Source organism: Streptomyces sp. SID11385 (genome assembly GCF_010548245.1).
Taxonomy (GTDB): Bacteria; Actinomycetota; Actinomycetes; order Streptomycetales; family Streptomycetaceae; genus Streptomyces.
In genome coordinates this window covers 1-1,189 of record NZ_JAAGLR010000674.1, presented here as the reverse complement: position 1 = coordinate 1,189, position 1,189 = coordinate 1, and the positions used below count along the sequence as shown (strand labels likewise).

The following is a 1,189-nucleotide window of genomic DNA, read 5'->3' as shown; positions in this document are numbered from 1 at the left end:
GCGCGCCCGCCACGACGTTGAACGTGTCGTCGTCGAGCCCGCTGTCCGCGACGTGCACCTCCCCGCCCGGCGGCACACTCACCGACCGCCCCGCGTGAGCGCGGTGCAGGTGACAGGCGTGCGCCACGAAGTTGCGCTCCGCGCGCCCCGCCAGATCCCTCACGCGGCCCCCTCCGGCACGCCCGCCACCGGCAGCAGTCCCGCCAGCGCGTCGGCGGGCACCTCGTACGGCCGCTCGACGGGCAGCAGTGCCCGCGCCGCGTCGAGCCGCCCCGCCCGCACGAGCGCGTGCGTCCGCCGGGCGAGCGGCGTCACGTCCCGTATCGCGACGATCCATTCGTCCGCGTACCGGCGGCTCGCCTCGCCCGACAGCCCCAGCTGCAGCGAGCGGTGCTCCAGAGCTCGCGCGTTCAGGTCCCGCTCGGGGTCCCACTGCACGCGCGCCGGCGCTCGCCGCAGCGACCACTGCCACTGCGCCCGGTCCCCGTGCACGCCGCGCTCGTAGTGCGAGAGCGTCGCGTGCCGCAGGGCCCACAGGAAGCCCTCCCGCGCGATCTCCACCGCGAGCACCGTCTCCTGCCCCTCCTTCGTCCCCCACCCGCAGCGGTACATCATCCACAGGAACGACGGCTTGACCCACGTCATGCGCCCCCGCCCCCACTCCCGCGGAAACCGCCCGTCGCGCGCGGCGGGCCCCCCGAGCGAGGGCCGGTACGCCTGGTACACGGTGAGCGTGTCCGCCGTGTGCAGCGCGCGTATCTCGTGGCGGGGGACGGTCCGCGCGGTCCCGGGGTGTTCGGCACTCTCCATACGGTGAGCCTGACGGCCCGCCGACCGGCGCGCCAGGCGATTTCACCGCCGCACGGGCCGCCGCGCGCCGCCGTACGGACCCGCCACACCCCCGTAACCCGCCCGTTTCCTCCGCACCTCGCCCCTCCCGTACCCTTGTACGAGCACAGCCACGGCCACTGCCGTCCGCAGGCACTCGCGCGTACGTACCGCGCGACCCCCACACCTGCCGACGGGAGTGAACTTGCCCGCACGCGGATTCCGCCGCCAGCACCTCCGCCACCGCCCCCTGCCCGCCTGGCTCGCCCACGCCCTGCACGTCCCGCGCGTGCCCGTGCCGCGCGGCGCCATGGTGCGCGGCCTGCTCGGCGCGCTGCCGCTCGTCCTCGCCGTCGCCGCC

The 1,189-nt window shown here is 76.3% G+C and carries 1 protein-coding gene; it reads right to left on the bottom strand.

The genetic code is table 11. The features are described 5' to 3' along the window. Window positions 1-159 precede the first annotated feature (159 nt). A complete protein-coding gene (locus tag G3I42_RS20505; RefSeq protein ID WP_164287987.1) occupies window positions 160-810 on the bottom strand; it encodes a DUF4291 domain-containing protein in 651 nt (216 codons plus the stop codon). Between the last annotated feature and the right edge of the window lie 379 nt (window positions 811-1,189).